The organism is Butyrivibrio sp. FCS006, assembly GCF_000424525.1.
Lineage (GTDB): Bacteria > Bacillota > Clostridia > Lachnospirales > Lachnospiraceae > Butyrivibrio.
Window position 1 is genome coordinate 244,611 of the sequence record NZ_AUKB01000013.1, and the last position, 22,000, is coordinate 266,610.

The window sequence follows — 22,000 nt, forward strand, 5'->3', positions numbered from 1 at the left end:
AATAAACATTTCACACTTAAAGGAGAGAAAACATGAAGGACGTTAAAGGAACAATCATTCGTATAATCGCTGAGTATCTTGATAAGGACGAGGCAGAAGTTTCGCCATCTGCAACTTTCACAGAGATAGGCCTTGATTCTCTGGACATCATGGAGCTTGTAATGCAGATGCAGGAAGAGCTTGACTGCAAGATCGAGCTTTCACAGGAGATCACAACAATCGACAAGCTCGTAGAGCTCATTGAGAAGCAGTAAAGGGTCTGAGAGGAAGGATAAATGAGTACGAATCCGATTTGCGAAATGCTTGGGATTAAATATCCGGTCATTCAGGGAGGAATGGCCTGGATAGCAGACGCTAAGCTCGCAGCAGCCGTATCAAATGCAGGAGGACTGGGGCTTATAGCTGCCATGAACTCTAACGGAGAGCAGCTCCGTGAGCAGATAAAAAAGGCCAAAGAGCTGACGGATAAGCCCTTTGGCGTAAACCTGATGCTGATGAGCCCCTACATAGAAGAGGCTGTTTCCGTTGTCTGTGAGGAGGGCATAAAAGTCGTGACCACCGGTGCCGGAAATCCGGCAAAGTACATGGAGCAGCTAAAGAGTGCGGGAGTTAAGGTGATCTGCGTAGTTGCCAGCGTTGCCCTTGCAGTAATGGTTGAAAGAATGGGCGCAAGTGCGGTTGTTGCAGAAGGATGCGAATCCGGAGGCCACGTGGGCGATACCACCACAATGGCTCTGGTGCCTCAGGTTGTGGATGCCGTGAACATCCCTGTCATCGCCGCCGGCGGAATAGCTGACGGAAGGGGCATGGCTGCAGCATTTATGCTGGGAGCGCAGGCAGTGCAGATGGGAACAAGGTTCCTTACCGCCAGGGAGTGCAATGTCCATCCCAACTACAAGGAAAAGGTCCTAAAAGCCAAGGACAGAGACACCATCGTGACCGGAAAGAGCTTGGGACACCCTGTAAGAGCACTTAAGAACCGCATGACAAGAGATTTTCAGGCAAAAGAGCTTGATCCTGCCACTACGCCGGATGAACTGGAGAAGATGGGAGCAGGCGCTTTAAGACGAGCAGCTATCGAGGGCGACGTTAAGACGGGCTCTTGTATGTGCGGACAGATCGCGGGACTTGTCAATTCCGAGGACAGCTGCGAGGAGATAATCACAGGCATTTGCAGAGATGCGTGTGCGCTTCTTGGAAGAAGCTTAGAGGAGTAATAAATGGGAAAAGTAGCGTTTTTATTTGCCGGCCAGGGAAGTCAGTACCCGGGGATGACAAAGGATCTATTTGAGAATATACCCGAAGTTCACGATTTTTACGGGGTTGCGGAGGCTATCCGCCCCGGAACTCTGACACAGATGTTTTCGGGAACAGAAGAAGAGCTTAAGAAAACTGAGAATACTCAGCCTTGTCTTTTCCTGGCTGATATTGCCGGGGCTCTGGCTCTTATAAAGAATGGGATAAAGCCTGATGCTGTGGCAGGGTTCTCCCTTGGAGAGATCGTTGCCCTGGCTGCTTCCGGAGCTCTTAAGAAGCAGGAAGCATTCAAGCTTGTCTGCAAGAGAGGAAAGTTCATGCAGAAATCCGCAGGGGAAGTGGACGGTAAGATGATCGCAGTGATGCGCATGGACAGGGATGAGCTTAAGACTCTGTGCAAGGAAGCCGGCGTTTATCCTGTAAATTACAACTGTCCGGGACAGATAGTTGTCTCCGGCGAGAAGGAAAAGATAGAGACGCTTAAGGAGAGACTGACAGAGCAGAAGGTAAGGTTTGTAGAGCTCGCAGTTGGCGGAGCGTTCCACACGCCTTACATGGATGGCGCGGCTAAGAGCCTTAAAAAGGAGCTTAAAGAGGGCAAGATATATAACCTGAACAAGGCGCAGATACCTCTTTATGCCAATAAGACCGCAGAGCCCTACTCAGGAGATGAAGAGGAGATGATATGCACCATTTCCGACCAGGTAAAAAGCAGCGTCAAGTGGGAGGAGACTCTTACAAACATGGCCAGAGACGGTGTCGACACCTTCATAGAATGTGGCCCGGGCAAGGCTCTTTCGGGATTTGTTAAAAGAACTGTTGAGGGAGCAAAGATATATAACGTATATAACATGGAATCCCTTCAGAAGGTTATTGAGGAGCTTGGAAAAGATGCTTAAAGGAAAGAATGCCGTTATTACAGGCGGAAGCAGAGGAATAGGAAAGGCAATAGCCCTTGAGTTTGCAAAGAACGGTGCGGATATCGCCATTATCGCAACCAGAGAGAGCAAGGCGTCGGACGAGACTTTGAAAGAACTTGAGAGCTTCGGGGTCAGAGCCAGAATGTACTACTGCGATATCAGGGATGCAGAACAGGTGGAGAGCGCAGTTCAGGAGATCATTGCAGACTTCGGAACCATTGATATTCTGGTGAACAATGCAGGGATCACCAAGGACAATCTGCTTCCGAGCCTCGGGATAATGGATATCGATAACGTGATTGACGTCAATCTCAAAGGCTGCATGTTTGTCACAAGGTCTTTTATCAGAAATTTCGTAAGACATCGCAAGGGAAGCATTATAAATATCAGCTCTGTTGTCGGACTTATGGGCAACAAAGGGCAGACAAACTACGCGGCTTCAAAGGCAGGAATCGTGGGCTTTACCAAGTCCGTTGCCAAGGAGTACGGAAGAAAGAACATCAGGTGCAACGCCATTGCACCGGGATACATAACGACTGACATGACGGCGGCTCTTTCGGAGACTCAGACTGAGGAGATAAAGAGTGAGATCCCTATGGGCAAGCTTGGAAGCCCTGAGGATGTGGCGCGTCTTGCGCTGTTTTTGGGAAGCGAGATGAGTTCTTACATCACGGGAGAAGTCATCAAGGTAGATGGAGGAATGTATGTGTAGAGTAGTTGTGACCGGAATGGGCGTTATAACGCCGGTTGGAAATGATCTGGATACTTTCTGGGATAGCCTTAAAAAGGGAGTATGCGGAGTAGATAAGATAAAGAGGTTTGATGCTTCGGGGCTGAAGGTGAGCCTGGATGCGGAGGTCAAGGACTTTAATCCCAAGGATTATTACGACAGCATGCAGGAGATCAGAAAGTCGGATCTTTACATGCAGTACGCCATGGCAGCTGCCGGGCAGGCTGTAAAGCAGAGCGGGATTTTGGAGTCTGACCTCGATAAAGAGCGCTTTGGAGTGTATATAGGATCAGGAATAGGCGGAATTAACACCACTATTCGCGAGCAGAATAAGCTAAGGGACAAGGGACCTGAGATGGTCTCACCTTTCTTCGTTCCCATGATGATCAGCAACATGGCTGCAGGAGCGGTTTCAATCAAGTTTGGAGCAAAAGGCCCCACACTTCCGGTGGTTACAGCCTGTGCGACTTCAACGCACACCATTGGTGAGGCTTACAGAGCCATCAAGCACGGCTATGCCGATGCAATAATCGCAGGCGGAAGCGAAGCCAGCATCAATGAGCTGGCTATGGCCGGATTTGTGAACTGCCAGGCGCTTAATCTTGCCGAGAATCCTGAGGAGGGAAGCCTTCCCTTTGATAAGAGAAGAGGCGGCTTTGTGATGGGTGAAGGCGCAGGGATCCTGATCCTTGAGGAATACAACCACGCTAAAAAGCGCGGAGCAAAGATCCTGGCTGAGGTTGTGGGCTACGGAAATACCGCGGATGCTTACCACATCACAGCTCCGGACCCTGAGGGAAGCGGAGCCATAAGAGCCATCAAAAACGCTGTGGAAGAGGCCGGAATCAGTGAGGGCGTTGAGATATACATCAATGCCCACGGCACCGGAACACATCTCAATGATGCTATGGAAACAAAGGCCATAAAGGCCGTTTTTGGCAAAAAAGCTTATGACCTGCATATAAGCTCCACCAAGTCCATGACAGGCCATATGATGGGCGCTACAGGCGCAGTAGAGGCCATTGCTTCCGTGCTGGCGCTTGAGGACGGAATAATCCCACCAACCATCAACTACAAGGAAAAGGACGAGGAGTGCGACCTCAACTACACTGTGAACGAGGCGGCTAATGTGCCTGTTGAGTATGCCATCAGTACTTCCCTTGGATTTGGCGGACATAACGCGTGCATTGCATTTAAACGATATGAGGCGTGAAGATGACTAATTCGTTAAAAGACTATGAGGATATGTTTAGAAGGCTGTCTCTATCAGAGCTTGAGGTAGAAGATGGGGATTTTAAGCTGAGGATGAAAAAAGAGTGGAACACTCCGGCCCTGGAAGCTGTTGCGGCGGAGGGTGCGGTGCAGATTCAGGCTTCTGAGATGGCTCTGGAGCCGGCTAAGAAGACGGAAGCTGAGTCTTTTGCAGTATCGGGAGTAGAGGTTAAAGCGCCGCTTCTTGGCGTTTTCTACGGAGCTGTCGGTGGCAAAAGAGCTGTCAAGGCCGGCGATAAGGTTGAAAAGGGCGATGTTTTGTGCACTCTTGAAGCCATGAAGATGATGAACGAGGTCAAGGCCCCTGTCAGCGGAACAATTAAGCAGGTACTTGCTGCAGAGGGTGATCTTGTGGAGTTTGATCAGGTTCTTTTTGTCATTGAGTAAGGAAGGAAATATGGACAGAGAAGAGATTAAGGGGATTCTCCCCCACAGGGAGCCCATGCTTTTGGTGGATGAGGCTTATCTTAACGAAGATGGTTCGGCGACGGGCTATTACCATGTCCGGGGAGACGAGTTCTTTTTACAGGGGCATTTTCCGGGAAATCCGATTGTTCCCGGAGTCATCCAGTGTGAGATGATGGCCCAGTCCGCCTGCATCATGTTTGCGGACAGGATGAAGAATAAAGGCACAACTCCGGTATATACGGGTCTTGATAAGGTCAGATTCAGGGGCATGATAAAGCCCGGAGACACCATTAAGATTGATACAAAGGTCCTTAAACAGAGCCATCCGATGTATATGCTGCACGGAGAGCTCAGTGTTGACGGGAAGAGGTGCATGAGCGGCGATTTTTCTTTTGCCATATTGGAGGAAAAGGAGAGAAACTAAGATGTTTTCTAAGATCCTTATTGCGAACAGAGGCGAAGTTGCTGTCAGGGTCATCAGAGCCTGCAAGGAAATGGGAATCCAGACTGTGGCTGTCTATTCTAAGGCTGACAGTAACGCTCTCCACGTGGAGATGGCGGATGAGAGCTATTGCATAGGCGGACCCATGGTAAAAGACAGCTATCTGAACATGGACGTTATCATTACCGTGGCAAAAAAGACCGGAGCAGAGGCTATTCATCCGGGCTACGGTATGCTCTCGGAAAACCCTGAGTTTGCAAGGAAATGCAGGGAAAATGGCGTTGTGCTGATCAGCCCCGGAGAAGAAGTCATGCACAAGATGGGACAGAAAGAGGTTGCCAGGGAGATTGCAAAGAGCGCCGATGTTCCTGTAACACCGGGAAGCGAGATTTTAAGTGGTGCTGACGATGCTCTTAAGTGGGCCGGGGAGATCGGATATCCTGTGATCCTTAAGGCCAGAGCCGGTGGCGGTGGAAAGGGCATCAGAGTAGTACGTGAGGAAAAAGAGCTTATCCCGGCCTTTGAACAGGTGAAAAAGGAAGCCGAAAGCTCTTTTGCCGATGACGCAGTCTTCATGGAGAAATACTTAGAGAACGTCAAGCACGTTGAGGTCCAGATAATCGCTGACTGCAAGGGAAAGGTCCTGATCCTCGGGGACAGGGACTGCTCAGTGCAGAGGAAGAACCAAAAGCTCATCGAGGAGTGTCCTGCGCCGGTTTTATCGGAAGAGCTAAGGGGCAGGATGTATGAGGCGGCCAGGAGACTGGCTGTGAAGGTGGGCTATGTCACCGTGGGTACCGTGGAGTTTCTGGTAAAAGGGGACAAGTTCTTTTTCATGGAAATGAACACGAGGCTTCAGGTGGAGCACTCCGTGACAGAGATGGTCTGCGGAATTGACATCGTTGAATGGCAGATCAGGACTGCTGCGGGGGTTGAGCTGCCCTATGAGCAGGAGGATATAGGCAGGAAAAAGCATGCCATCGAGTGCAGGATCTGCGCCGAAAATGCCAGGGATTTTACGCCTTCTACGGGGAAAGTGGAGCTTCTGCACGTGCCCGGGGGCGTTGATGTCAGGTTTGATTCAGCTCTTTATCAGAGCTATGTGGTTACGCCCTTCTACGACTCAATGCTGGGTAAGCTCATTGTGTGCTCTGATACCAGGGATGGGGCCATTCGCAAGATGAAGAGTGCTCTGTCGGAGTTTGTGCTGCTGGGTATTGACAACAACAGGGATATGCACATGAAATTCATGGAAAACGGCAGGTTTGTCATAGGTAACTACGATACGGGGATCTGTCAGAAAGTGTTGTAAGATATGGAGCTTAAAAGCTTATTTTTAAAGGCGAATAATGAGCTTGAGAATACTGAGAACAGGCCGAGGAGCAGGCGTATAACCTGCAAGAAATGCGGGAAGCAGGTGTCTGTGGCCAGGATCAGGAAGAACTTTTTTGTGTGCCCCGAGTGCGGGCATTATTTCCCGGTTAGGGCAAGGAGGAGGATCCTCATGCTCACGGATAAACGAAGCTTTATCGAGATGGACAGGGACATGGAGTCCAGGAATATCCTGGATTTTCCCGGATATGAGGAGAAACTCGTTGCTGCCAGGGAAAAGAGCCGTGAAAACGAGGGAGTTATCTGCGGAGAAGCCACTATTGGCGGAAGCAGAGTATGCATTTTTGCCATGGACAGCAATTTTATGATGGGATCCATGGGCGCTGTTGTGGGCGAGAAGATAACAAGGCTCTTTGAGTATGCGACGGAAAGACATCTGCCGGTGGTGGGAGTAACCGTGTCGGGCGGCGCAAGAATGCAAGAGGGAATGGTTTCTCTCATGCAGATGTCCAAGATTTCCGCGGCGGTTAAAAGGCACGACAGGGAGGGGAATCTCTATGTGGTGCTCCTCACCAATCCAACTACGGGCGGAGTCGATGCCTCTTTTGCCATGCTGGGTGATATCACTTTGTCGGAACCCAGGGCCAGAGTGGGATTTGCAGGGCCGAGGGTGATTGAGAAGACGCTTAATCAGAAGCTCCCTGAGGGGTTCCAAAAGGCCGAGAGGGTGCTGGAGTGCGGATTTATTGATGCGATAGTGCCACGCCAGGAGCAGAGGGAGTATCTTGACAGGATATTAAAGCTCCACGGTTATGGTGCGTAGAGGTGGTTTTGAGAAATGAATGATATTGAGATAGTTAAGGCTGCCAGGTCGGAAAACAGGCTTACTTCCAAGGATTTTCTGGGAGGTATGGTCAGGGACTTCGTGGAATTTCACGGGGACAGGCTATTTGGTGAGGACAGAGCCATAATCGCCGGCATTGGCAGGATTGAAGATATAGCGGTTACTGTGATCGGAATCGAGAAGGGCAAGAACACCGAGGAGCGCATTGAGCACAACTTTGGAAGTGCTATGCCCGAAGGGTACAGGAAGGCCCTTAGGCTCATGAAGCAGGCTGAGAAGTTTGGCCGGCCGGTTGTCTGTTTTGTGGATACGGCCGGTGCGTACTGCGGAATTGACGCAGAGGAGAGAGGCCAGGGAAGGGCGATTGCGCAGTGTCTTGCTGAGATGTCGGATCTTGAGACGCCCATTTTGTCCATTGTTATCGGAGAAGGCGGAAGCGGAGGAGCGCTGGCTCTTAGCCATGCGGACAGGATCTGGATGTTGGAGGATGCGTATTTTAGCGTTGTTTCGCCGGAGAGCTGTGCAAATATCCTCTGGAAGAGCACGGAAAAGGCGGATGTGGCTGCTGCTGCGCTGGGACTGACTGCAGATAAGCTCTATAAGCTGGGGCTTATTGATAAGGTCATAAGAGGCGTGGATATGCAGGAGCTTACAGGGGAGATTGCCGGACAGCTAAGGGAGCTTCTCGGGGTGCCGGCCGGGGAACTGGTTATGCAGAGGTACAGGAAGTTCAGGAAAGTCGGATATTGAAGACAGATATGGAAATTAAGGGACTGAGGAAATTTAGGGATTATGGGAATGATCTATGAGGATTTCTATAAAGAAATAAAGGATGCACAGGGCAGGATTGTGGACGTTGAGCTCAGCTACGGCGAGGACTTTAACTTTGCTTATGATGTCATGGACAGGTTTGCAAGTGAAGTTCCGGGGGAATTGGCTCTTTTGCATAAAACCGCAGATGGCAGGGTTACAAGGTTTACGTTCGGGGATATCAAGAGGCTGTCGGATAAGGCGGCTAATGCGCTTAAGGGGCTTGGTGTAGGCCGTGGAGACAGCGTTATGCTGCTTCTTAAGAGGCGATATGAGTTCTGGATCAGTATTCTGGCTATTCACAAACTGGGAGCTGTGGCCATACCTACTTCGCATATGGTTTCGGCGGAGGATATAAGGGAGAGGATGAAGCTCTCAGGGGCTAAGGTTGTGATATGCGTAAATGCCGATGATATCTGCGACAAGGTGGAGGAGGCTGTAAATGGGCTTTCTGCCACTATGGTCGTGGTCGGGGACCGGTATAAGGATGAGCTGGGATTTGGAAATCTGGTGGAGGGAGCCGGGAGCTCTTTTGCCAGAGTAAAGACCAGCGTGTCGGATCCGATGCTGTATTACTTCACTTCGGGAACTAATGGGGCGCCAAAGGCGGTGATACATGACTTTTCGTATCCGCTGGCGCATATTTTTACGGCTAAATGCTGGCACGGCGTAAAGCCCGGGGGTCTTCACCTTACTGTGGCGGACTCCGGATGGGCCAAGACTGCCTGGGGCAAGCTCTATGGCCAGTGGTTCATGGGCGCTGCCATCATGGTCTACGACTATGAGCAGTTCTATGCCGGGGATATGCTGCGGCTTTTGGAGGAGGAGCAGGTGAATACGTTCTGTGCGCCTCCTACTATCTATAAATATCTGGTGCTGGAGGACCTTGGCAGGTATGATCTGAGCCATCTGCACTTTGCGACTACGGCCGGGGAAGCTATGCCAAAGGAGATTTCTGCGAAGTTTAAGGCACTGACGGGGCTCACGGTCCGGGAGGGCTTTGGCCAGACAGAGACTGCGCTCCAGGTCTGCACACAGGTGGACGGGGAGCAGATTCCGGGCAGTATCGGCAAGGCTTCGCCTCTGTACAGGGTGGAGCTTGTTGATGAGAATAATAAGCCTGTTCCTGCCGGTGAGGAGGGCGAGATTGTCATCGTTCCTAAGGATGGCAAGCGTCCGGCCGGTGTCTTTGCCGGATATCTCGGGGATCAGGAGCAGTATGACGAGGTCTGGGAAGGCGGAATCTACCACACCAAGGACATGGCTGTTCAGGATGAGAATGGAAATTTCTTTTTCGTCGGCAGAAACGACGATGTTATTAAGTCAAGTGGCTACAGGATTGGCCCATCCGAGGTCGAGGACATCCTGATGCGCCACCCGGCTGTATTTGAGTGCGCTGTTACAGGCTACCCCTCTAAAAATCGCGGAGCGCTGGTCAAGGCCAGCGTTGTGCTCCGCGACGGCTTCGTGGGAGATAACAAGCTGGCGGTAGAACTTCAGGACTTCGTCAAGAAGAGGACCGCCATCTACAAATATCCCCGCATGATCAAGTTCGAAGCTACCCTTCCCCACAACGCAAACGGCAAGATCCTCCGCTCCGCCATCCGCAGAGCCGACTACGCAAAATGAGTCACCGGGGACGTTTCAGTTTGACTCATTTTGAGACACCGGGGACGTTTCACTTTGACTCATTTTGAGACACTGGGGACGTTTCAGATTGTCTCATTTTGAGACAATGGGGACGGTTCTCTTTGACTCCCTTATGGACGAGAATTGTGCTAACATGGATGTATGGAGGAGGCGTAGATATGTGGTTCTGGTTAGCACTGGGGTCGGCGATATTTGCTGCACTTACATCAATACTTGCAAAGATTGGAATTGAAGGGGTAGGATCAAATCTGGCTACGGCGATTCGCACCATGGTGGTGGTTGTCATGGCCTGGGGAATGGTCTTTATAACAAATCAGCAATCCGGCATACGATCAATTTCTCAAAAGAGCTGGATTTTCTTAATTCTATCGGGCCTGGCGACGGGAGCTTCCTGGCTGTGCTACTACAAGGCACTGCAGATGGGAGATGCTTCCAAGGTCGTGCCCATCGACAAACTTTCCGTTGTAATTACACTTGTTTTGGCATTCGTTTTTCTGCACGAGGATTTTACTGCAAAGTCAGCAATCGGATGCGTGCTAATAGGGGCAGGAACTCTGCTAATGGTGGTGTGATATGAAGGTATTTGAGGGGAATATTTTAACAGTTAACAAGGACAACGATGTCGCAAGGTTTCTGGTTGAAGATGGCGGCAGAATAGTATTTGTGGGAAAAGAGCTCCCGGAGAAATTCACTGATGTGGATAGAATTAACCTCGGAAATAAGGCTCTGATCCCGTCTTTTTGCGATACACATCAGCATTTTGCTTCTTTTTCGCAGTTCCACGCAGGGCTCAATGTCATGGAATGCAGCACGAATAAAGAGATCCTTGAGGGAATAAAAGAGTTTAAGGGCAGATGCAAGGAAAAGATCATGATCGCCTTCGGCGCATCGCCGTATTCTGTTGAGGAAAAGAGACTTGTAAGCAGGGAAGAGATAGACTCTGTCTGTGCTGAAAAGCCTGTTTTCATGGTCAAATACGATGGTCATGCGTGCGTGGTCAACAGCGCACTTCTAAAACTGGTTGACAGTAAAGTCAAGAATCTTCGCGGCTATCATCCTGATACCGGAGAAATGAATCAGGAAGCCTTTTTCGCGGTTTCTGACTACATTACAAATTCCATACAGATCCCAACACTTATTAAAAACATGCAGCGCGCGGTTGATTACCAGGCTTCAAAGGGTATAGGAATGATACATACCGTCAGCGGCGTTGGATTCCCGCTAAACATGGACATAACCATGGAAAAGCTGGTTGCAAAGGGTATACAGCACGGATTTCAGATAAGAGTCTTTCCGCAGTCACTTAACGTCAAGGTTGCGACCAGCAGAAACCTCCCAAGAATAGGAGGGTGCTTTGAGTGCGCTCTTGATGGATGCTTTGGTTCGCATGATGCGTCGATGAACGAGCCGTATGTTGATGAAATTGGCGGAAATGGCGTTCTTTATTACTCGGATGAGAAGGTAATCGAGTTCTGCAAGGCTGCCAACAGAGCAGGCCTTCAGATTGAAATGCATGCGATTGGTGATAAGGCCTTTGATCAGGCCACAAGAGCGATAAAGGCAGCGCTTGACGACTTCCCAAGGGATGACCACAGACATGGCATTATCCATGACTGTCTCCCAACCAGGGAAGGCATTGCCATTTGCAAGGAGTATCACATTCAGTTGCCGATGCAGATAGCCTTTGACAACTGGAAACAGGAGCCGCCGGAATATACTGAGAGCATTCTTGGGAAAGAGAGAAATTCCCGCCTTAACCCGGTTAGAACCTTCATGGAAGCCGGCTGCATAGTGTCCTTTGGCAGTGACGGCCCATGCACGGATCCGGACCCGATTGTCTGGCTGCACAAGGCTGTAAATCATAGCAATCCGTCGGAGGCAGTTTCCGTACAGGATGCCCTTCGTATGTGCACTTACAACGGTTATTACACAACTTTCGATGAGAAGGAGCGAGGCTCACTGGAAGAAGGCAAGATAGCTGATATGGTAATACTGTCAGAGAATCCGTACTCTGTACCGGCGGATAAGCTGATTAACCTTAAGGTAGAAAAACTGTTTCTTGGCGGAAAAGAGTATAGACCACAGGCTGGATCTGTGGCAGGCACAGTTCTGAGCGGACTTTTTTCGAACAAGAAAGCCTGATTGCGTGAGTCACTGGGGACGTTTCAGTTTGTCTCATTTTGAGACAAACTGAAACGTCCCCGGTGACTCAAAATGAGACAAACTGAAACGTCCCCAGTGACTCAAAAAATGAGCCCCTGACTCCGTCCCCGGGGCTCAAAATGAGGAAACAAAAATGGCAAGAGTCTTGAATTTCCTGATAATTATCCTGGAGCTGATTGCTTTCAAAAAGGCATTTAAGTGGCATGGTCTTAAGAAGAACTTTATCTACTACACGCAGATTTCCAACCTGCTGACGCTGGTTTCGTCAATTCTTCTGGTGATCTTTGGGGGAAAAGAGCCTGTGGAGGTGCTAAGGTTTATCAGCGTTTGCATGCTCATCATGACCTTCTTTGTGACAGCATGCATCTTGGTTCCGATGTCCGGAATGCTGAAAGAGCTGCTGTTTTCGGGAAGCGGTCTTTTCCATCATCTGTTAATTCCCATAATTTCTACATTTTCATATATGCTGATTGAAAAGCGGGTAAGCCTTAAGTGGATGTGGCTTCCGGCCACTGTAACACTCGCTTATGGCCTGGTAATGCTTTATTTCAACTATACAAAGCGCCTGGAAGGCCCGTATCCTTTCTTCCTGATAAGGAGCAACGGTGTGAAAATGACCGTTGTGTGGATGACTTGTCTGTTACTGGTCGTTAGCGCAATCTCTTTTGCCGTAGGATACCACAGCCCCAAGAAGTCTGATCTGAAGTTCATATTCGTGCATGGGCTCTCGGGCTGGGGAAGTTATGATACGCAGTACGAGTACTTCCCGTACTGGGGGACTTCTCACGGAGATATCATCAGGTACCTGAATGAAAAAGGCTATGAGAGCTACGCTGCCTCGGTTGCCCCTAAGGGAAGTGCCTGGGACAGAGCCTGTGAGCTATATGCTCAGCTTACGGGAACAAGGGTGGATTACGGAAAGGCTCACAGCGAAAAAGCAGGCCACGAGCGCTTTGGAACGGATTATTCAAAACAACCGTTATTAAATAATTTCGCAGATTCTAGGTTCGTACTTATCGGTCACTCATTTGGAGGGGCTACGGTAAGACTTTTTTCCGAGCTCATCAGAGACGGCTCTCAGGAGGAAATTGCCGCAACTGATCCGGATGATCTCTCGGACTTCTTTAAGGGAGGCGGAGGAGACGGGCTATATGCGGTAGTTACGCTGGCAGCGCCAACCAATGGCACGACAGCATATGACCTGTACGAGGATGAGTCTTTTGACGTATCTGAAATTTATGTGCCTGAGGAGTACATAGAGAAGAGCAAGCGCATGTCGGGCGTATCAACGCCTGTGTATGACGGACGTCAGCTCTGGGATTATGCGGCCTTTGACATGCATATAGACAATGCACTGGCCATGAATGAGACTATAACTACGTTTGACGACGTATTCTATTTTGCTTACCCCTGCGTATCGACAAAAGTGGGAGAAAATGGCCTTTTGGAGCCCAATCCGGAGATTACGGAAGGCCTTTTCATAAAGGGCTCAACCTACATGAGCAGGTATACCGGAACGACGGCAGGCGGATTTATAGTTGATGAGTCCTGGCAGCCAAACGACGGCCTCGTCAATACGGTTTCGGCCGGAGCGCCTATAGGAGCGCTCTACACGGAGCATAAGGAGGGGCAGCCTATAAATCCCGGCATCTGGAACGTAATGCCTGCCACAACGGGCGATCACATGTCCCTACAAGGAGGCCTTACAAAGCGGGTCAATGTGAAACCGTTTTATCTTAAACTGGTGAAGATGATAACAATGCTCTTTTTACCAGTCTGAATCCCAGTCAGTATATCCTGAGTCCCAGCTGTCGGAGCTCCAGCCTGAATCGTAGTCGTAGCTGGACTCATATCTGGAACCGCCGTAGCTACTGCTTCCACCGCCTCCGACACCTCCGAGACCGAAGATCACAACCAGTATCCAAACAATAATGGAAATGATCGCAGTAAGTACACGTGAGGATCCATCGCCATTACCGCCATTTCCTGAGCGTCCGCTTGAAGAACCTTCATAGCTTTCATCCATGCCGAAGTCAAGGCCGGAGCTTACCGGATGATCTTCGATATGGAAGTTTCTGATGCTCTCGGGCATTCCGGTATATGATGAGGAGCTCTCGTATTTGTTGCGTTCTCTTTCGGCCATCTCAGCTGCGTATCTGAGCTTCTGGTTCGCAATCTCGGACTGAAGACGGTCGTAAAGCTCTACAACGGCAAACTCTTCGTCGGTTCCGCGGTAGCGAATCGCACGGCTTCCGTCTGCCTTATTCTTGTAAACCACAAATTCTCCGGTTTTATCATCCTTGTAAATACCAAATGCCTTGGCACCGGTATAATCGAAACCTACGAAAAACCTGGTTTTGCTGGGTGTAAAGCCGTTTCTTTCGCAATAGTCTTTTAATTCTTCAATTGTTTTTGGGATTCCGCCATTAGCATAATCTGTTGTGCTCATGATCTTCTCCTTATGTGATTATCTGTCTTTCTAATATGTATACAACTAAGAGGCAGATATTGTTGCAAAAAATCTTGACCATGCCTTAGCCCTTAGATACGATTGTAAGTGTGATTGTTTAGCTTATAAGGAGGTCAGGAATGGACAACTTTCGATATTATACACCAACAGAAGTGATTTTTGGAAAAGAAGTTGAGAAGGAGACCGGGGAAACTGCCAAAAAGTACGGAAACAAGGCGCTCCTCGTATTCGGAAAAGGGAGCGTAATAAAGAGCGGACTTCTTGAGAGAGTAGAAAAATCTCTGTCCGCAGCCGGCATTGAATACAAGGAATTCGGCGGAGCCAAGCCAAATCCCACCCTGGCCCATGCTAAGGAGGGCGTAAAAGAGGCCCTTGCCTTTGGCGCAGATATGATAATCGGAGTGGGTGGCGGAAGTGCCATCGACACAGCAAAAGCCATAGCCCACGGAACTGCAAACCCTGAAAATGACCTGTGGGAGCTCTGGACTAAGAAGGTACCACTTACCAGATCCCTTCCTGTGGGAGCGGTTCTTACAATCGCAGCTGCAGGCAGCGAAATGAGCGACTCCGCAGTTCTGACCAACGAGGAGATCGGCAAGAAAGCCGGCATAAATACTGACTTTAACAGATGCAGATTTGCTATTGTAAACCCTGCACTTGGTGCAACTCTCCCTAAGAATCAGATAGCTGCAGGTGTTACAGATATCATGATGCACACCATTGAGAGATACTTTATCCCGGACAGCCACTGCGATATGACAGACGAGATTGCAGAGGGGCTTCTCAGGACAGTCATAAAAAACGGCAGGATTGCAGTAGAAGATCCGGCCAACTATGATGCGATGTGCGAAGTTTTCTGGGCATCAAGCCTTTCACATAACAACCTCACAGAATGCGGAAGAGGCAAGGATTTCTCGGTTCACAAGCTGGGGCATGCACTCTCGGCGCGCTTCGACGTAACTCACGGTGATTCCCTCGCAGCAGTATGGGGCTCCTGGGCAAAAGAGCTTTACAGGGAGGCACTTCCCAGATTTGCCCGCTACGCAAGGAAAGTGTGGGAGGTTTCGGAGACTGACGATGAGAAGGCAGCTCTTTTAGGAATAGAAAAGACCGTGGAATTCTTTAAGTCAATCGGAATGCCTGTAAGTCTGAAGGACCTGGGCATCAACCCCACTGAAGAGGATCTTAAGGCTCTTTCGCTGGATGCGACCATGCAGGACACACTAAAGCTTTCAAGAATAAGACCTCTGTCAGCGGAGGATGTTAACAGGATATATCATAAGGCTATTGGATGATAGCCAAATTATAAGGAATAGGGATATTAGTAGTACATGCTTAAAAAATTAAATGAATTTGGTGAGCGCGGAGGCATTATAAGAAAAATACTGGCCTTTGTGGCATCTTTAGTGCTCATATTTGGAAGTTTTGCAATCGGTTTTCTTGTTTCGCTTTACTTGTGCGCGATTATAGATGAAACGATAGGATCGGCTGCGCTTACGATGTTATCTATATTTACGCTTTTGCCAATAGGAGGTCTGGGACCGATATTTCTTTTGGCATATGGACTTCCCGGAAAGCATAAGAGCAAGGAGGAAGAAAAGGAAGAAGAAAAGGAAGATTATTCTGTTTTTTCTACCAGCTTGCCGCTCAAACCCAATAAATTCGGCGAATTGCCACATTTTGGAAAAATGTTTGGTTCCTTGTGGTTAAAAGAGCTTTTGCGAGATGAGGTATTTCATCGCTATACCTACCAGTCGGGAAAAGAAGCCCGTTTTCTGAAGGTCAGTGAGTCGGGAAAGTGGATTTCTTTTTGGGGAGGATATCTTCCGATAGACCTGATAATCGGTTACAACAAAAGGAAAGCTGAACTATATACTGTTGATGGAAACACTATCTTGCTTCCGTTCATTGCTCATAGCACCATTTTTAGCAGAGAACTTGAGAACTTTTTCAAAGAAAAAGGCGAGTATTATACAGCTGTACCTGAACATGCATGGCTTGAATTTGCGGGTACCAACGGGGCGATAGATGAGGCTCTTGCAAAGAAAGACTGGGGTGCATTTCGATATCTCTGGGAAAAGAATCTCCTGAACAAGCATAAGAAAAAAGCTGGTAGCAACACTGATATTTATGAGAGGGTTCTTTCAGATAAGGAGGTCAAAAGGATAGTCAGGGATGTCAAAGCAGGGGATGAAGATCTTTTAACCTATCTGAATTTTGACAGGTACAAGAACGATCAGAGCGTATGCAACGGTGTTGAGCTCTTAAGACTGCTTGGATATCCCAAAAACGTCGAGGGGGTTGACTTTCTTTTTGACTGTCTGGGAGATGTTGATGAGCCGTACTTTTTCATGGCAGTAGAGGTTTTAAAGATTTACCCTAAAAAGGTTCGCGAGGAGCGAATTGAGTACTATGCAAAGCTTGCACATGAGAATGGTGATGTTGAGAAATTCGGCGGCTTATTATATCTGGCAAAAGAGCTAAAGTACGAAATCAAGTATGTTGATAAAATGAAGAAAATGGAAGATAAAAAGGAGGAAGAAAATGGCTTATACCAGGCAAGCAGATGCTAACGTGATAACACAGCAGTACATGGATTCAATACTCATTGAGTCAAGGTACATCGATTCAGTCAAAGCAAATACGGAAATAGAGTTTCTGGGGGAGTCTTTTTCCATGCCCGTTATGACACCGGCTTTTTCGCATCTTAGTTACTACAACGGCCGCGAAAAGACCGGGCTGGAAGAATATTCGGAAGCTGCAAGAGACTTAAATATCCTGAATTTCTGCGGAATGATGGAAAACGATCAGTTCAAAAAGCTTGTCGATACCGGCGCAAAGACCATCAGGATCGTTAAGCCCTATGCGGACAATGGTAAGGTAAAAGACCAGATGCAGTTTGCGGAGTCGGTTGGCGCGTTTGGAATCGGTATGGATATTGACCATATCTTTGGAAATGACGGCTATGACGTGGTTGTGGGTGAGGAAATGAGCTTCCAGACCTCAGAAATGCTGCATTCCTATGTTGAGCTGACAAAGCTTCCTTTCGTTGTAAAGGGCGTCCTCAGTGTCGCAGATGCAGTAAAGAGCGCTGATATCGGAGCAAAGGCCATCATTGTCAGCCATCATCACGGCCGCGTGCCTTACGCCGTACCTCCGATGGTTGTCCTTCCTGAGATAAAAGACGCTTTGGAGGGCAGGGACGTTAAGATAATCGTCGACTGCGGAATCGCAACAGGCGCAGATGTGTTCAAAGCTCTGGCACTTGGCGCAGACGCAGCAGCTGTTGGAAGATCAATGCTTCCATCCCTTGAGAGTCAGGGAACAGCCGGCGTATGTGAGTTCATAAAGGGCGTTGGAAATGAGCTCAGATATATAATGAGTTCCACAGGATTTGAGAATGTTTCAGACATCGACAGCTCAGTGCTGTATCAGATTTAAGAAAAGCAGCAACATATAATTTTGACCTCCACTTAAAGGTGGGGGTCATTTTTTTTACCAAAAAAATAGACAAATATGGCGAGGCAAGTTTGTCGATTATAATGATTGTGCGCTATTATATAGTGCGCTATCATATAATAAGCATAACTTATATTTATGCAGAAGGAGGATTTCTTTTATGGCTTTTACAAAACTATTTGAAGAGGGGAAGATTGGCAAACTTACACTTAAGAATCGTGTAGTTATGCCGGCTATGGGAGTTGGTCTTGCTGAGCCAGACGGTCATGCCAATGAGCATATCATCCGCTACTATGAGGAGAGGGCAAGAGGTGGCGTAGGCCTTATTATCACTGAGGTTACCAGAGTTGAGCCTATGTACGGAACAGCTTGTCCGTGCCAGCTTGGAGCTTATAAGCTCTCTCATATTACCGGAATTCAGAGGCTCACAGACAGAGTTCATCGCCATGGAGCAAGAATATTTATGCAACTTCATCATCCGGGAAGAGAGAATCACGCAATTCAGATAGAAGGAAGACAGATTGTTGCACCATCCGAAGTAATGTGTAAGGTATGCCAGGAGATGCCGAGAGCTCTTTCAACAGAAGAGGTTGAAGGTCTTGTTAAAGCCTTTGTGAACGGCGCAGTTATTGCAAAGGCAGGTGGAATGGACGGTGTAGAACTTCATGGTGCACACGGATATTTGCTCAATGAATTTATGTCCCCATATACAAACAAACGTGAGGATAAGTACGGCGGCTCTTTTGAAAAGAGACTTACCATTATGCAGGAGATTATCGCAGGAATCAGGGAGCAGTGCGGACCTGACTATCCTATATCAGTAAGAATCAGTGCCGATGAATTCGTAGATGGCGGACTTAAGATAGAGGATACAGTCGAGATCGCAAAGTGCCTTGAGAGCTGGGGAATCAATGTTATCAACGTTTCAACAGGTATATACGAGTCATCAACTACTATCGTAGAGCCTGCTTCATTTGCTCAGGGCTGGAAGAAGCATCTTGCACTTGCAATCAAGGGAGCTGTAAGCATTCCTGTTATTGCTGTTAATAATATAAAAGAGCCTTCAGTTGCCGAAACACTCCTTGAAGAAGGCGTATGTGACTTCATTGGTGTTGCCAGAGCAAATCTTGCAGATCCCGAGTGGTCCAGAAAGGCTGAGTGCGGAAAAGAAGCAGAAATCAACCGTTGCATAGGCTGTCTTAACTGCTTTGGAGCAATCGGAGCAAATGGCCATATCAAATGCACAGTGAACCCAAGATGCGGAAGAGAAGTTGAGTTTGACAAGATAAACAGAAACGGTGATGGCAGAACTGTAGCAGTAATCGGCGGAGGTCCGGCCGGAATGGAAGCGGCGCTCACGCTTAAAGAGAGAGGTTTTAAGCCTGTTATTTTTGAAAAAGAAAACGTACTCGGCGGACAGCTTAATCTGGCAGACAAGCCTGTTCTTAAGGACAAGCTTGGTGCTTACAAGAACGGACTTATTGCAAGAGTTGAGAATTCCGGAATAGAGGTAAGGCTTGGAACAGAGGCTACAGTAGAGAATGTCAAGGATGTAGATCCTGTGGGCGTATTCCTTACAAGCGGCGGAACACCTATCATTCCTCCAATCCCTGGAATTGACGGAAGCAATGTTATCACAGCTGAAGAGTTCCTGAGCGGAGCAAAAGATGTAAAAGACGGCTCTGTTGTGGTTATCGGCGGCGGAAACACCGGTATGGAAGTTGCAGAGACCCTTTGCTACAAGGGAAGAGAAGTAACTCTTGTCGAGATGCTTGACCAGATCGGAAGAGGTCTTTACCCTTCAGTTCTTGTGGACTACATCACAAGAGTGACCAAGCAGGGCGAGAAGATCTGCACAGGTCAGAAGGTTCTTTCTGTAGATGATAAGGGAATTGTTATCCAGAGTACCAAGGACCACACAGAAGCAAGAGTTGATGCAGACAATGTTATCGTTGCACTTGGTGTAAAATCCGAGAATGCGCTTCTTAAGCCTCTTAAAGAGCTCGGAATCCCGGTTCTTGCTGCAGGTGATGCAAATGTTCCCGGAAGGATCATGGAAGCAACTCTCGACGCAGTAAATCTGGCATACGGATTTATGGAATAAGAAATAAGGGAAAGAGTAAATAGTAAGCAAAGACTTCCTTCGCTCGTTTTAGGGGCGGAGGGAGTTTTTTGCTTACTGATTTGGAAGATTTTTGCAAATGGTGGTAAGATTGATGATATGGAAAATAAAACTTATACATCAATTAAAGAAGAACTTGAGGTAACCAAGGAAAATGGCCGGGTCATCAGGGGGGTGATATACAGACCGGATGACGAAGGCTCTTTTCCCACGGTTATATTTGCCCACGGCTTTGGGTCAAACTATAGAGAGCTGATGCATCACGGCGCAGGATATGCGGAAAGCGGCATTGTATGCGTGTTCTTTGACTTCTGTGGCGGCGGAATGGAGTCTGCAAGCGACGGAACCATGCAGGAGATGACGGTCATGACTGAGGCTGCGGACCTCGTGGCAGTTATGGAGAGTGTAAAGTGCCTGCCATACGTGAACAAGGACAGCCTGTATCTTCAGGGTGAGTCCCAGGGAGGGCTTGTTTCCGCGATTGTTGGCCGCGCTTATACAGAAGACGTCAAGGGCCTTATTCTCTGGTATCCGGCTTTTGTCATCCCGGATGATTCCAGGAAGCGCCTGGAGCGAGGCGATACCGAGGTGTTCGGCATGAAGCTCAGCCCCGATTATGACAAGGTTGCAGTGGATATCGATGTAAAAGACCTGCAGACGGGCTTTGGGAAACCGGTACTCCTGATTCACGGTAACAAAGACGACGTTGTGCCGATAGAGTACTCCAGGACTGCAGCTGCCAACTACGGCTACGCAACGCTGCGCGAGGTAAAGGGCGCAGGACACGGCTTTGACGGCAAGGACTCCGACATGGCGAGGGAAGCGTCTGTAGATTTTGTGAAGATTTATGAGCATATTTCGTGATTGACAGGTAAATGGAAGGATGCAAGGGGCTGTCCCGTGCGTCCTTCTTTTTCATGTAATTTTCATTTTGATTTCAGGCGCTCATGTGATATGATTGTCAGGTTGAAATGAGAGGTTATAAGTTTTGCATTTAGTAAGTAGATTAGAAGAAACGAAAAAGAGCTTAATACAGGGATTTATGCTTGCTGTTAAGGGCTTTAATGAGAAGCACAGAGGTACAGCTAAGGCTGTAACAGTCCTCGCGCTGGTGCTGATTGCACTAATTAGCGCTTTGTTTACATGCGCTATATTTGTGTGCTCTCTTTTTGATAAGACAACGTCTACGGGTAAGAGAATAGTAGGAATTGCAATGGCTGCAGTGCTGTTGTGTGTGGCGATTTTTGCATCGCAGAGGATAACAGGGCTTGAAAAGCCTGTTACAGTAGATTCCGGAGAGAAGATATCGCAGATAAGCAATGCTTCAAAAGAAAAAGAGATAGAAGCAGTAAGTATAGGCACTGAAGATACAGATGTAAATACTAGCGATAATGTTGAGATAAGTACGGTAGATGCTGGTGCGGAAAAGCAGATTGATTCCGGCTCTGAAGAGCAGAATGAAGCAGCCACTGAGGCCACAGCCCCTGCAACAGCTCCTTCAGAGACAGAGCCCGCCCCCACCCCCTCAGCATCCTGGAACACTGCCGACATAGACCTTAAACAGCTCATGGAAGCATACCCCGAGATGATTGGCTGGGTATATTTCGAGGATGGACACATCAGCTATCCTATCATGCAAACAAGCGATAATGAGAAATACAGAAGCCTCGATTACATGGGAGATGAAGCGCCCACAGGCGCTATTTTCCTGGATTATCGTTCAGCAGCGGACTTTACTGATGCCAATTCCATCATCTATGGCCATAATATGAAGGATGGCACGATGTTCGGATCCCTCAGGGAGTACCGAAAAGATCCTGCCTATTACAATGACCATATGTATTTTCAGATCATTACGCCTGAAAAGGCCTACAGATACCTGATCTTTGAGTACATGGACGTCGCTGAGAACTATGTTCTATATGATTATGTCTCAGATGCTGCGCTTGAATTTGTAAAAGATGCAGAGCCCGTAAGGATCAAGTCCTACATGGATTCTGAGATTCCTGTCAAGGAAGACAGTAAAGTTGTTACCCTCTCAACCTGCACCAGAAAAGATGACCTCCAGTTCGTTGTCTTAGGTGTTCTGGTAGAAGAGGACGACAGGTATAACTAATATCT

21 protein-coding genes are annotated in these 22,000 nt (G+C 48.3%); 20 read left to right on the forward strand and 1 reads right to left on the reverse strand.

Features of this window, described 5'->3' with window-relative positions; genetic code table 11:
* Positions 1-32 precede the first annotated feature (32 nt).
* From G633_RS0105805 to G633_RS19140, 14 genes are all read left to right on the forward strand, one after another.
* On the forward strand, positions 33-254 hold the full coding sequence (locus G633_RS0105805; RefSeq protein ID WP_022767746.1) for an acyl carrier protein: 222 nt from the start codon (positions 33-35) through the stop codon (positions 252-254).
* A 21-nt stretch (positions 255-275) separates the two neighbouring features.
* Positions 276-1,217, forward strand: a complete 942-nt coding sequence (gene fabK / locus G633_RS0105810) for an enoyl-[acyl-carrier-protein] reductase FabK (protein ID WP_026519336.1) — start codon at positions 276-278, stop codon at positions 1,215-1,217.
* A 3-nt stretch (positions 1,218-1,220) separates the two neighbouring features.
* Positions 1,221-2,156 (forward strand): ACP S-malonyltransferase, encoded by a 936-nt coding sequence (locus G633_RS0105815; RefSeq protein ID WP_026519337.1) that lies wholly within the window; start codon positions 1,221-1,223, stop codon positions 2,154-2,156.
* Positions 2,149-2,889 (forward strand): 3-oxoacyl-[acyl-carrier-protein] reductase, encoded by a 741-nt coding sequence (fabG, locus tag G633_RS0105820; RefSeq protein ID WP_026519338.1) that lies wholly within the window; start codon positions 2,149-2,151, stop codon positions 2,887-2,889. The genes G633_RS0105815 and fabG overlap by 8 nt, the downstream gene beginning before the upstream one ends.
* On the forward strand, positions 2,882-4,120 hold the full coding sequence (fabF, locus tag G633_RS0105825; RefSeq protein WP_026519339.1) for a beta-ketoacyl-ACP synthase II: 1,239 nt from the start codon (positions 2,882-2,884) through the stop codon (positions 4,118-4,120). The genes fabG and fabF overlap by 8 nt, the downstream gene beginning before the upstream one ends.
* Positions 4,121-4,122: 2 nt before the next feature.
* On the forward strand, positions 4,123-4,566 hold the full coding sequence (locus tag G633_RS0105830) for an acetyl-CoA carboxylase biotin carboxyl carrier protein (protein WP_051199992.1): 444 nt from the start codon (positions 4,123-4,125) through the stop codon (positions 4,564-4,566).
* 10 nt (positions 4,567-4,576) lie between these two features.
* Entirely contained in the window at positions 4,577-5,011 is a 435-nt protein-coding gene (fabZ, locus tag G633_RS0105835; RefSeq protein ID WP_026519341.1) for a 3-hydroxyacyl-ACP dehydratase FabZ, read from the forward strand.
* Between the two features lies 1 nt (position 5,012).
* A complete protein-coding gene (locus G633_RS0105840; protein WP_026519342.1) occupies positions 5,013-6,341 on the forward strand; it encodes an acetyl-CoA carboxylase biotin carboxylase subunit in 1,329 nt (442 codons plus the stop codon).
* Between the two features lie 3 nt (positions 6,342-6,344).
* A complete protein-coding gene (locus G633_RS0105845; RefSeq protein ID WP_026519343.1) occupies positions 6,345-7,184 on the forward strand; it encodes an acetyl-CoA carboxylase carboxyltransferase subunit beta in 840 nt (279 codons plus the stop codon).
* 15 nt (positions 7,185-7,199) lie between these two features.
* Positions 7,200-7,955: a carboxyltransferase subunit alpha gene (gene accA, locus G633_RS0105850; protein ID WP_026519344.1), complete on the forward strand. Its 756-nt coding sequence runs from the start codon at positions 7,200-7,202 to the stop codon at positions 7,953-7,955.
* Positions 7,956-7,997: 42 nt separating this feature from the next.
* Positions 7,998-9,644 (forward strand): AMP-binding protein, encoded by a 1,647-nt coding sequence (locus G633_RS0105855; RefSeq protein WP_026519345.1) that lies wholly within the window; start codon positions 7,998-8,000, stop codon positions 9,642-9,644.
* Positions 9,645-9,823: 179 nt separating this feature from the next.
* Positions 9,824-10,237: an EamA family transporter gene (locus tag G633_RS0105860; protein ID WP_022770954.1), complete on the forward strand. Its 414-nt coding sequence runs from the start codon at positions 9,824-9,826 to the stop codon at positions 10,235-10,237.
* Between the two features lies 1 nt (position 10,238).
* Complete coding sequence (locus G633_RS0105865) at positions 10,239-11,807, forward strand: amidohydrolase (RefSeq protein ID WP_026519346.1); 1,569 nt, start codon at positions 10,239-10,241, stop codon at positions 11,805-11,807.
* 154 nt (positions 11,808-11,961) lie between these two features.
* The gene (locus tag G633_RS19140; protein WP_051199994.1) at positions 11,962-13,608 is read left to right on the forward strand and encodes an esterase/lipase family protein; all 1,647 of its coding nucleotides are present in this window, start codon (positions 11,962-11,964) and stop codon (positions 13,606-13,608) included.
* Here the strand turns inward: G633_RS19140 and G633_RS0105875 are convergent.
* Positions 13,597-14,277: a hypothetical protein gene (locus tag G633_RS0105875; protein WP_026519347.1), complete on the reverse strand. Its 681-nt coding sequence runs from the start codon at positions 14,275-14,277 to the stop codon at positions 13,597-13,599. The two genes, G633_RS19140 and G633_RS0105875, sit on opposite strands and share 12 nt — an antisense overlap.
* A 140-nt stretch (positions 14,278-14,417) precedes the next feature.
* On the opposite strand from G633_RS0105875, the gene G633_RS0105880 reads away from it, so the two are divergent.
* From G633_RS0105880 to G633_RS19145, 6 genes are all read left to right on the forward strand, one after another.
* The gene (locus G633_RS0105880; RefSeq protein WP_026519348.1) at positions 14,418-15,593 is read left to right on the forward strand and encodes an iron-containing alcohol dehydrogenase; all 1,176 of its coding nucleotides are present in this window, start codon (positions 14,418-14,420) and stop codon (positions 15,591-15,593) included.
* A 36-nt stretch (positions 15,594-15,629) separates the two neighbouring features.
* Positions 15,630-16,871, forward strand: coding sequence for a hypothetical protein (locus G633_RS0105885; protein ID WP_026519349.1), 1,242 nt, complete (start codon positions 15,630-15,632; stop codon positions 16,869-16,871).
* Complete coding sequence (locus G633_RS0105890) at positions 16,843-17,739, forward strand: alpha-hydroxy-acid oxidizing protein (protein ID WP_022770920.1); 897 nt, start codon at positions 16,843-16,845, stop codon at positions 17,737-17,739. Before G633_RS0105885 ends, G633_RS0105890 begins: the two co-directional genes overlap by 29 nt.
* A 178-nt stretch (positions 17,740-17,917) precedes the next feature.
* Positions 17,918-19,861: an oxidoreductase gene (locus G633_RS0105895; protein ID WP_026519350.1), complete on the forward strand. Its 1,944-nt coding sequence runs from the start codon at positions 17,918-17,920 to the stop codon at positions 19,859-19,861.
* Positions 19,862-19,978: 117 nt separating this feature from the next.
* The gene (locus G633_RS17540) at positions 19,979-20,743 is read left to right on the forward strand and encodes an alpha/beta hydrolase family protein (RefSeq protein ID WP_051199996.1); all 765 of its coding nucleotides are present in this window, start codon (positions 19,979-19,981) and stop codon (positions 20,741-20,743) included.
* 124 nt (positions 20,744-20,867) lie between these two features.
* Positions 20,868-21,995 (forward strand): class B sortase, encoded by a 1,128-nt coding sequence (locus G633_RS19145; protein ID WP_155834920.1) that lies wholly within the window; start codon positions 20,868-20,870, stop codon positions 21,993-21,995.
* Positions 21,996-22,000: the final 5 nt, after the last annotated feature.

Bases quoted from the DNA above. Each gene is read 5' to 3' on its own strand.
- G633_RS0105805 (WP_022767746.1), top strand. From the start codon at position 33: ATGAAGGACGTTAAAGGAACAATCATTCGTATAATCGCTGAGTATCTT.
- fabK (WP_026519336.1), top strand. From the start codon at position 276: ATGAGTACGAATCCGATTTGCGAAATGCTTGGGATTAAATATCCGGTC.
- G633_RS0105815 (WP_026519337.1), top strand. From the start codon at position 1,221: ATGGGAAAAGTAGCGTTTTTATTTGCCGGCCAGGGAAGTCAGTACCCG.
- fabG (WP_026519338.1), top strand. From the start codon at position 2,149: ATGCTTAAAGGAAAGAATGCCGTTATTACAGGCGGAAGCAGAGGAATA.
- fabF (WP_026519339.1), top strand. From the start codon at position 2,882: ATGTGTAGAGTAGTTGTGACCGGAATGGGCGTTATAACGCCGGTTGGA.
- G633_RS0105830 (WP_051199992.1), top strand. From the start codon at position 4,123: ATGACTAATTCGTTAAAAGACTATGAGGATATGTTTAGAAGGCTGTCT.
- fabZ (WP_026519341.1), top strand. From the start codon at position 4,577: ATGGACAGAGAAGAGATTAAGGGGATTCTCCCCCACAGGGAGCCCATG.
- G633_RS0105840 (WP_026519342.1), top strand. From the start codon at position 5,013: ATGTTTTCTAAGATCCTTATTGCGAACAGAGGCGAAGTTGCTGTCAGG.
- G633_RS0105845 (WP_026519343.1), top strand. From the start codon at position 6,345: ATGGAGCTTAAAAGCTTATTTTTAAAGGCGAATAATGAGCTTGAGAAT.
- accA (WP_026519344.1), top strand. From the start codon at position 7,200: ATGAATGATATTGAGATAGTTAAGGCTGCCAGGTCGGAAAACAGGCTT.
- G633_RS0105855 (WP_026519345.1), top strand. From the start codon at position 7,998: ATGGGAATGATCTATGAGGATTTCTATAAAGAAATAAAGGATGCACAG.
- G633_RS0105860 (WP_022770954.1), top strand. From the start codon at position 9,824: ATGTGGTTCTGGTTAGCACTGGGGTCGGCGATATTTGCTGCACTTACA.
- G633_RS0105865 (WP_026519346.1), top strand. From the start codon at position 10,239: ATGAAGGTATTTGAGGGGAATATTTTAACAGTTAACAAGGACAACGAT.
- G633_RS19140 (WP_051199994.1), top strand. From the start codon at position 11,962: ATGGCAAGAGTCTTGAATTTCCTGATAATTATCCTGGAGCTGATTGCT.
- G633_RS0105875 (WP_026519347.1), bottom strand. From the start codon at position 14,277: ATGAGCACAACAGATTATGCTAATGGCGGAATCCCAAAAACAATTGAA.
- G633_RS0105880 (WP_026519348.1), top strand. From the start codon at position 14,418: ATGGACAACTTTCGATATTATACACCAACAGAAGTGATTTTTGGAAAA.
- G633_RS0105885 (WP_026519349.1), top strand. From the start codon at position 15,630: ATGCTTAAAAAATTAAATGAATTTGGTGAGCGCGGAGGCATTATAAGA.
- G633_RS0105890 (WP_022770920.1), top strand. From the start codon at position 16,843: ATGGCTTATACCAGGCAAGCAGATGCTAACGTGATAACACAGCAGTAC.
- G633_RS0105895 (WP_026519350.1), top strand. From the start codon at position 17,918: ATGGCTTTTACAAAACTATTTGAAGAGGGGAAGATTGGCAAACTTACA.
- G633_RS17540 (WP_051199996.1), top strand. From the start codon at position 19,979: ATGGAAAATAAAACTTATACATCAATTAAAGAAGAACTTGAGGTAACC.